Origin of the sequence: Psychromonas sp. Urea-02u-13, assembly GCF_002835995.1 — a bacterium.
In the GTDB taxonomy this organism is placed as follows: domain Bacteria; phylum Pseudomonadota; class Gammaproteobacteria; order Enterobacterales; family Psychromonadaceae; genus Psychromonas.
Map to the genome: position 1 here is coordinate 1 of NZ_PJBZ01000122.1, position 9,294 is coordinate 9,294.

Here is a 9,294-nt window from a genome sequence, read left to right on the forward strand (position 1 = left end):
GATTAAAGTCACCTTCTAGATAATCGATACGTTGAAAGAAGTGTGATTTTTGAATTGCGTACTCAAAATCAATACATCCTTTATCAAGGTATAAATCAATAATACATTTACTGACCTGTTCCTTTTCATTCATGACGTTAATGCCGTATTCAAACTCTTCTAGATAGAAGCAGCAAATCAATAGTAGTTGGTGATAACGCTCCACATTTTCGTTAAGGCATATTCCTTTTAACACCTTCCAATCTATTTCATCAAACTTTGCTTCAATCAAATTCGGTGCATATGCGTTGAGAAGCTTATGCGAAATGAGATCAAACTTCTTTGCTTCATAGTCTATTTTAATTGCAGTTAGAAAATACGAAGAGTCTCTAGTTAAAGCGTATAAATTCCACAATATATGCGAGTCTCTACCATCATGTTTTAGTGCTTCTTTGAAATAATAGGTTGATATTTCACGCTCATTCGGACGCGTAAATAGTTTACGTGCTATGTCACCTAAGTAGCTGTATGAAGAAGCATGATCCTCCTTTACATCTAGGATTTTATTGAAAACCTCAGAGGGATCCTTACGTTTCAATTCTAATAAGAAAAAGTAAAGACCTAGGTTATTATTATCTTCAGCCCAAGATTCTTCGTTGGATAGATATTCTAAACTAGAAAAATTTTTGTTTTCGAAATTATTTTTAACTTGGTTGTCCATACCATTTCCTTTGATTAGACTTAAAAATCAATCACCTGTTTAGTTACAGTTGTGAGGTTATATTGTGACTGTCTAATAAACTAGGCATTTCTATAAATTTTATCTCAGGAGGAGAAAATCATACCAGGCAGTTATTGATACTAGAATGACCGTTTATTGCACAAAATATAAAGTAAACGACCACTATGTTGGCTTTTTCGACTGCCTGGTTTGATTAAAACCTATAAAATAACAGTGTCAAATTGAGAGTTTGAGGAACTATACTTTAGGGACTTAATGATTTTTTCTAAGTCGCTTTGTGCCCCTTTGCGAGCTAGAAGCTTTACAAATAAGTGACCATCTTACTTAGAACACTTTTTTTGTTGCTCCATACGAAATCTAATTGCTTCAATTGGATCAGGCGTAGCAATTGGATAATTTTCTTCTTCAAATGCATGAATCAATGTCACTAAAATATCTAACTCGTCAGCCTCTGGTGAGTTAGGTAGAGCTTCCCAAAGTACTTCAACACGAGCTAAAGCTCGTTCATTATCTTCTACTGTTTTTATTGATTTTGTAACTCTCTTTTCCTCATTACCATATTCTTTTCCAACGGGCTGCATTTTATCCCATTCCTTATCTTCTTTACTCATAGGAATACTTTCATCGCATTTATTAAGCAAATTTTGTAATGTAAGTTTAGATTTAGTCATTAGAAGCCTCGTAGTTTTTAGATCTATATAGGATAGATAATAAGGCATAAAATTGAATCAATCATCAGGTAATGTTCAATTTCTTTCTAAGGCGGTTTGTGCCCCAAAGCGACTTACCCCACCAAATAATCCTCTCAATATTATTCAGTCGCAACCCGTGCTATTTTCAATTCTAAAGTATAGATAAAGAGTATTGCTGAACTTCTCTTTCTTTTCGCTTACAATACTAAAGACATCTACTTTCAGAGGCTTCCTATGTACGAACTCAACCTAGAAATAAACCATTTTCTTGATACTTATTGGCAAAAGAAACCGACCGTGATCAAACAAGGTTTTAGCGATTTTATCGACCCTATTCTGCCTGATGAAATTGCAGGTCTTGCGATGGAAGAGGAAGTTGAAAGTCGCCTTGTCTACCGTGATGACAAACAACAGTGGCAAGCTGAATGTGGCCCCTTTGAAACATTTGAAAAATTAGATGCTGATGGCGCGACATTATTAATTCAAGCCGTTGATAATTGGCATGAAGAAGCACAACAATTGGTGCGTCCTTTCCGTTTTATTCCTAATTGGCGTATCGACGACCTCATGATCAGCTACTCAACCCCAAAAGGTGGCGTGGGTCCGCATATCGACAATTACGATGTGTTTATTATTCAAGGTTTAGGCAAACGCCACTGGCGCGTTGGTGATAAAAAAGCACTAACAGAATTTGCAGCTCACGGCGCACTTAAGCATTGTGAAAGCTTTGACGCAATTATCGATGTCGAGCTTGAGCCAGGTGATATTTTATATATCCCAGTGGGTTACCCGCACGAAGGTTATGCGATTGAGCCTTCAATGAATTACAGTGTGGGTTTCCGTGCACCGGATCAAAACGATTTATTAAGCAGTTTTGCCGATCACTTAATTGATACCAATGAAAATGCAGAACGTTATACCGATAGAGTAATGCAAGTACGTGAAAAACCAGGCCAAATAGAAAACCAAGAATTAGAAGAGTTACACCGCGTGATGTTGGCAAGTTGCGCAACGCCAGAGCAAATTATTCCATTAATGGGAAAAATGCTTAGTGAAGCAAAACACGACTTAGATCTTGCACCACCTGAAGTACCACATAGTGGCGAAGAAATTATTGAAGAGCTTAACGAAGGTGCACAATTCATGAGATTGGGCGGATTACGCGCAATGTACTTTGAGCAAACACCTTCATTAATTTTCATTAATGGTAAACAGTTTGATTTTGAAGGCTGTAGTGAACTTGGGCAGCTATTGTGTGACCAAGACGAAGTCGCGAGTGAATTGTTAGCGCTAATTAATGACGATCAAAATGCGCTAACCTTGTTTACCTCATTGGTCAACAAGGGTTACTGGTACGCAAACTAGTTTTCATTCCTAGCCTGCCGATAAGTGTGTCTAACGACACACTTTAACCGACCAATTTAATATCACGATTCTCTTTTAGTAATAACAACTCAAACTGCTCTGCTGTTACTGGGCGACTAAACAGGTAACCTTGTCCGTATTCACAGGCGAGTGCTTGCAATAAGTCTGCTTGTACATCGGTTTCAATCCCCTCAACGACCACTTCGAGATCTAAGGCTTGTGCCATCGCTATAATCGCTTTCACTAAAGAGCAATTGGCGGCATACTTTCCATGCTACTCACAAAAGCCCGCTCGATTTTAAGCTTTGAAAATGAGCATTTATACAAGTAAGGGAATAAGTTGCTTTAATAACTTCCAATCAATTTACGGTCATACTTTGAGACGTTTAAAGTAGGTTTACAGCCCCTAAATAGAGCGAAATCCCGCCCACCAAGCTCATGAATATTCCCGGTAGATAAAACAGTACTTTCTGACAAGCAGAATAGACCAGTAACTTCTTAGCAATACCCGCATAGGCAAGCATGATCAGCATATCAACCACGACCCAGATAGCTAAAAAAGTCATCGATTGGTCCATAAAAGACTGCCCAGTCACAATGAACGAAGGTAAAAACGCGAGAAAAAAGAGAATATCTTTAGGGTTTGAAAGTCCTACTTTCATGGTACGCCAAAAACAGTCATGGTGATGTGATGTCGTTGTTGTGACTTGTTGCTTGCTCAGTAATATTGAAACACCTAAATAACCAAGATATAAGCCCCCCACCACTCTACCCCAATCGAGCAATGTCTCATCAATCACTAATGCAAAATGTATCACTAATAATGAACAAGCCAATAACAAAATAGCGGAGATTGCCCCACCCCAAATTGTTCCGGTCGGCCAACCATGTTTTGAATCAGAGATTACTAATGCGATAACCGGCCCAGGAGAAGAGATCAGTAGCGCAATAGAGATAGTGTAAGTGATGTATAAAGAGAGCATGGAGTGTGTCCTGTTAATCTATAATTCGTCTGGCTTGCCAGTACTTTTTTTTCCAATATACATTATCGAGCTTTGATGTGATCACACCTTTACTCGTAGAGGCGTGAATAAATTCATTATTACCGATATAGATCCCAACATGGCGAGTACGCCAGCCGGTTTTGAAAAACACTAAATCCCCTACCTGTAATTGATTTTTGTAAACAAGATAGCCTTTTTCAACCTGTGTTTTAGTGGTGCGTGGCAGAGTGAAATTAAGCCCATCGCGGTATACATTTTTCACAAATTCCGAGCAATCTATGCCCTTTTTACTGTTACCGCCTAATTGATAAGGTGTACCTTGCCAATAGGCGAACTCTTTACGTAATAAGTAAAACAGTAACTGCTCTTCATTCATGCTTTGGCTTTTATTTACCTGCGCTTTGTTGCTCGATTTGGCCGATGAACTCGGCTTGGAAGGTACCGAGCAAGCGCCTAAAAAAAAACAAGTTAGCGTAATAATGATAAGTTTCATTATTTGTTAAACGCCAAACTCACCATTAATTTCACATGGCTATTATCGTCATTTAAACACGGGATATAGTTAAATGTTTTACCACCTGCTTGTAAAAATAATAATTCATTTTCGATAGCCATCTCTTCAAGTGTTTCTAAACAATCGGTCGCAAAAGCCGGACAAAGTACATCAATCGAAGTGCAACCAGATTCAGCAAGCCCTTGTAATTCAAGATCAACATAAGGGGTTAACCATTCTTCTTTACCAAAGCGTGATTGATAAGCAAGCAGGTACTCAGATTCCGCTAAACCAAGTTGTTTCACCACCAGCTCAGTTGTACGTTCACAATGTTTTTGGTATGGGTCGCCTTTAGTCACGTAACGTTTAGGAATACCATGAAAAGAGAAGATGAGTTTTTCTGATTTTCCTTTTTCGTCCCATGTTTTTTTGATTGATTGGCATAATGCATCGATATACAAAGCATGGTCGTGATAATCGTGTTTAAAATTAATGGCCGGGAAGTTTATCTGCTTTTTAAATAAATCAGCGACTTGATCAAAAACCGGCGCCGTTGTTGAAACTGAAAACTGTGGATATAACGGAATAATGGTTAACTCTGTGACACCCTTTTTTTCTAATTTCTTAATGGTTTCGGCAATGCTCGGTTTTCCGTAAGTCATCGCAAAATCACAGGTTATTTCATCTTGATCTAATGATTTAGCAAGCTTATTGACCAAACGTTCGGTGATAATGCGCAGAGGCGATCCCGTTGGCGTCCAAATTTTTTGGTAAGCTTTAGTGGCTTTTTTAGATCGGAAAGGAAGAATGACCAAATTTAATAAAGGTAGCCAAAGTATGCGCGGTAAATCAACCACACGTTTATCCGATAAAAACTGTTTCAAAAAGGCTTTAACACTTGGCACTGTATCTTTTTCTGGCGTACCTAAATTAACCAATAAAACCGCTTTGTTTTTTTTCATAATATTTAATTTATCCAATAAAAAGGGAGGCTTAAAAAGCGACGTAATAATACCATGTAAAAATAATCAATGGTGACGCTTGATTGTGCTTACGTACACAAATGCAAAAAAGTTCACTTCGCAAAAAGCACTTTAGCTAAAATTTAAGTAACACACTGATATTAAATGAATCGCGTTCTAATTAGAGTAAGTAATGAAGCGCAGGGAATAATGATAAAAGGAATAATGTAGAGAAAAATGAGTTTTTAATAATGGCATTAAAAAAAGGAGCATAAAGCTCCTTTTTAATAACGTTGCGTATTCTTAACTAATTAACCAAGAATAACAGCTAACTCAGCGCTGATCACATCAACCGCTTTAGTACCATCAAATTTATGATGCGCGCCGTTACCTTGCTCTGCTTCATTCTTGTAGTAAGCAACTAACGGTTCAGTTTGTGTATGATAGATATCTAAACGTTTACGAACCGTTGATTCTTCATCATCTGGGCGGATAGTTAAAGCATCGCCAGTTACGTCATCTTTACCTTCCACTTTTGGTGGATTGTAAACGATGTGGTAAGTACGACCAGAGCCAGAATGAACACGACGTCCAGCCATACGCTTAACGATTTCTTCGTCTGGCACATCAAATTCAAGTACGAAATCAACAATAACGCCCGCATCTTTCATTGCATCAGCTTGTGGAATTGTACGAGGAAAGCCGTCTAATAGGAAACCTTTAGCACAGTCTTCAAGTGCGATACGTTCTTTCACTAAACCAATAATTAACTCATCAGAAACAAGTTGTCCTGCGTCCATTAACTCTTTTGCTTTTAAACCTAGTTCAGTACCAGCTTTAGCTGCTGCACGTAACATGTCACCCGTAGAAATTTGTGGGATGCCATATTTGTCCATCATGAATTGAGCTTGTGTACCTTTACCAGCGCCTGGAGCACCTAATAAGATAATGCGCATGCTTACGTTCCTTCTGTGTTTTTTAAGTGAACGAGAAATTTACACGTTTAATGTAAATTTCTCAATATCAACAACCAAAAAGGCCAGCATAAAGCTGGCCTTTGTTTCATTTATGAGCGATTAAGCTAAAAGTAATTTGTTGATGCGGCTAACAAATTCAGACGGATCGTCCAAACTACCTTTTTCAGACAATACCGCTTGTTCAAGCAATAACTCAGACCACTGTGCAAATAACTCTTCATCAGCCATATCAGCTAATTTAATCACCATTACATGCTCAGGGTTAAGTTCGAAAATAGGCTTGCTTTCAGGAACAGGTTGTCCCATTTGCGCCATTAATTTCGACATTTGAGTGCTCATATCATCGTTATCAGCAACGATACAAGATGGTGTAGAAGTTAGACGGTGCGTAATACGTACGTCTTTAACTTTGTCACCTAATACTGTTTTAACACGTCCAACAAAACTAGCAAATTCAGTTTCTTGCTTCTCTTGTTCTTTCTTGTCTTCTTCGCTGTCTAGTTTACCCAGGTCTAAATCGCCCTGTGTTACTGACGTGAATACTTTACCGTCGTATTCAGGTAAGTGGCTTAATAACCATTCATCAACACGGTCGCTTAATAATAAAACTTCAACGCCTTTTTCACGAAGAATTTCTAAGTGAGGGCTATTTTTAGCTGCATTGAAGCTATCAGCAGTGATGTAATAAATCTTTTCTTGTTCTTCTTTCATGCGACCGATGTAAGCGTCTAAAGAAACAGTTTGTTCTGCGTTGTCTGTTTCTGTTGAAGAGAAACGGAATAGCTTAGCAATTTTTTCTTTGTTGCTTGCGTCTTCAGCAGGGCCTTCTTTTAATACTTGACCAAACTCTTTCCAGAACACGTTGTATTCTTCGTCATTCTTTTTAGCAAACTTAGTCAGCATTGAGATAACACGTTTAGTACATGCGCTACGTAATTTACCTGTTGTGCGTGTATCTTGTAAAATTTCACGTGATACGTTTAGTGGTAGGTCGTTTGAATCTAAAACACCTTTCACAAAACGTAGGTAAGTTGGCATGAACTGCTCTGCATCATCCATGATAAATACACGTTGAACGTATAATTTTAGGCCATGTGCTTTTTCACGGTTCCACATATCAAACGGTGCACGTTTAGGGATATATAGAAGACTTGTGTATTCTTGCTCACCTTCAACTTTGTTGTGGCTCCACGTTAATGGGTTTTCAAAGTCGTTAGCAATATGCTTGTAGAACTCTTGGTATTCTTCATCTTTAAGTTCAGATTTAGAACAGCTCCAAAGTGCCGTTGCTTTGTTGATTGATTCCCAGTGTGCAGGCACAGCAGGTGTATTGTCAGCATCTTCATTAACAACTTCAGCGACTTCTTCAGAAAACATTTCAACAGGAATGCTGATATGGTCTGAGTATTTAGAAACGATAGTACGTAATTTGTAATCGTTTAAGAATTCAGTTTCATCATCACGAAGATGTAGAATAATTTCAGTACCACGTTCTGCTTTTTCGATATCAGCAACGGTGTAATCTGCTTCACCCGCTGACTGCCAACATGTACCTGTTGATGCTTCTTCGCCCGCTTTGCGTGTATTAACAGTCACACTATCTGCAACAATAAATGCTGAGTAGAAACCAACACCAAACTGACCGATTAACTGAGAATCTTTAACTTGGTCGCCAGAAAGTTGCTCAAAGAAGTCACTTGTACCTGATTTTGCAATAGTACCTAAATGCTCGATGACTTCATCGCGTGTCATACCAATACCATTATCGCTAATAGTCACGGTTTTAGCTTCTTCATCGAAACTTAAACGTACACGTAATTCTGCATCATTTTCAAAAAGAGTACCGTCAGAAAGCGCTTTAAAGCGTAATTTGTCAGCAGCATCGGCAGCATTAGAAACAAGCTCACGAAGGAAGATCTCTTTATTTGAATATAAAGAATGGATCATTAATTTAAGAAGTTTACCGGTGTCGGCACTAAAAGTATGATTTTGTTGATGTTCCATAATATCTCTTTCTCTTTGAATAGTAATAAGTAAACAATATAAAAGAGATGGGGTTAGGAAAGACCTTTTCAAGGTAAGAAGTGCAAATGTTACAAAGTATTTTTTGTTTTGAAGTGTTGAGGATGGTTTTGTGGGGGGGTAGATTGGTTTGGTTTAGGTACACAGGTGAATAGTGCGCTTATAAATGAAGCTAAAAATATTGATTTTATATGTATTGGGTTTTGGTGATGGGTAAATATTGTTCGTAAATTTTGAAATCGGGCAAACGCCCACGACTATCTCGAGCGGTAATTTTCCTTATTTTCTTTGGAAAAGAATAACAGTCTATAAATAAATTACCTAAATGAGAAAAACTCTCTACGTGAGTCATTGGGATTATCAGATTTTATTACTTGCTTGGCATTATTGATACGCTGGCGATGGGTGGACATTGCTCATAAACCTGTGCTGTCGCACAATTCGCCCTACTATCACTATACGCATCGGCCGCTCGCCACTTTGGTATATCTCAGAAATGATTATTAATCATTTCTTTCTGTCCAAAAAAACAGAAGAGTTAAGTTTATTCATTGCGCCAAAGTATAAAGCGCCCTAAACGAAAAAATCCCTGTCGACGTGAGTCAACTCAACAGGGATTATCTGGATTTGATTGCTCGCTTGGTGCCGTTGATACGCTGGCGATGGGTGAACATTGCTCATGAACCATCGCTGACGCGATATTCGCCCTATTCTCACACATAAGGAAATGCCTTTGGCATGCTTCTCTGCCTTCCATGTTCGAGCAGGTCATCGTCGTCAAAGCACCTAATAACGAAAAAACCCCAACCTTCTTTCGAAGATTGGGGTTTATCTGGATTTGGTTGCTAGCTTGGTATTCTTGATACGCTGGCGATGGGTGAACATTGCTCATGAACCATCGCTGACGCGATATTCTCACACATAAGGAAATGCCTTCGGCATGCTTTTATTATCCCATGTTCGAGCAGGTCATCGCTTTTAAAGCGTCTAATAACGAAAAAACCCCAACCTTCTTTCGAAGATTGGGGTTTATCTGGATTTGGTTGCTAGCTTGGTGC

General features: G+C 38.5%; 9 protein-coding genes. 1 reads left to right on the forward strand and 8 read right to left on the reverse strand.

Annotation, left to right across the window (positions count from 1 at the left end; all coding sequences use genetic code 11):
• Both CXF74_RS19835 and CXF74_RS19840 read right to left on the reverse strand, forming a co-directional pair.
• Positions 1 to 700 (reverse strand): hypothetical protein (locus CXF74_RS19835; RefSeq protein ID WP_157822470.1); only part of this gene is annotated, 700 nt, incomplete at its 3' end.
• A gap of 341 nt (positions 701 to 1,041) precedes the next feature.
• A complete protein-coding gene (locus CXF74_RS19840) occupies positions 1,042 to 1,392 on the reverse strand; it encodes a helix-turn-helix domain-containing protein (RefSeq protein WP_198552934.1) in 351 nt (116 codons plus the stop codon).
• Between the two features lie 255 nt (positions 1,393 to 1,647).
• Here CXF74_RS19840 and CXF74_RS19845 point away from each other — a divergent pair, with 255 nt between their 5' ends.
• Positions 1,648 to 2,778, forward strand: coding sequence for a cupin domain-containing protein (locus CXF74_RS19845; protein WP_101084259.1), 1,131 nt, complete (start codon positions 1,648 to 1,650; stop codon positions 2,776 to 2,778).
• A 43-nt stretch (positions 2,779 to 2,821) separates the two neighbouring features.
• Here CXF74_RS19845 and CXF74_RS19850 read toward each other — a convergent pair whose 3' ends face one another.
• The 6 genes from CXF74_RS19850 to htpG all read right to left on the reverse strand — a co-directional run bounded on the left by CXF74_RS19850 (position 2,822) and on the right by htpG (position 8,218).
• Positions 2,822 to 3,022 carry an EAL domain-containing protein gene (locus CXF74_RS19850; protein ID WP_157822471.1) on the reverse strand — a complete coding sequence of 67 codons (201 nt, stop codon included), beginning with the start codon at positions 3,020 to 3,022 and terminating at the stop codon, positions 2,822 to 2,824.
• Between the two features lie 142 nt (positions 3,023 to 3,164).
• On the reverse strand, positions 3,165 to 3,761 hold the full coding sequence (locus CXF74_RS19855; RefSeq protein WP_101084261.1) for a LysE family translocator: 597 nt from the start codon (positions 3,759 to 3,761) through the stop codon (positions 3,165 to 3,167).
• A 13-nt stretch (positions 3,762 to 3,774) separates the two neighbouring features.
• Entirely contained in the window at positions 3,775 to 4,275 is a 501-nt protein-coding gene (locus CXF74_RS19860; protein WP_101084262.1) for an NlpC/P60 family protein, read from the reverse strand.
• Positions 4,275 to 5,237: a ferrochelatase gene (gene hemH, locus CXF74_RS19865; protein WP_101084263.1), complete on the reverse strand. Its 963-nt coding sequence runs from the start codon at positions 5,235 to 5,237 to the stop codon at positions 4,275 to 4,277. The genes CXF74_RS19860 and hemH overlap by 1 nt, the downstream gene beginning before the upstream one ends.
• 311 nt (positions 5,238 to 5,548) lie before the next feature.
• Positions 5,549 to 6,193 carry an adenylate kinase gene (gene adk, locus CXF74_RS19870; RefSeq protein WP_101084264.1) on the reverse strand — a complete coding sequence of 215 codons (645 nt, stop codon included), beginning with the start codon at positions 6,191 to 6,193 and terminating at the stop codon, positions 5,549 to 5,551.
• 120 nt (positions 6,194 to 6,313) lie between these two features.
• Positions 6,314 to 8,218 carry a molecular chaperone HtpG gene (gene htpG, locus CXF74_RS19875; protein WP_101084265.1) on the reverse strand — a complete coding sequence of 635 codons (1,905 nt, stop codon included), beginning with the start codon at positions 8,216 to 8,218 and terminating at the stop codon, positions 6,314 to 6,316.
• Positions 8,219 to 9,294 lie beyond the last annotated feature (1,076 nt).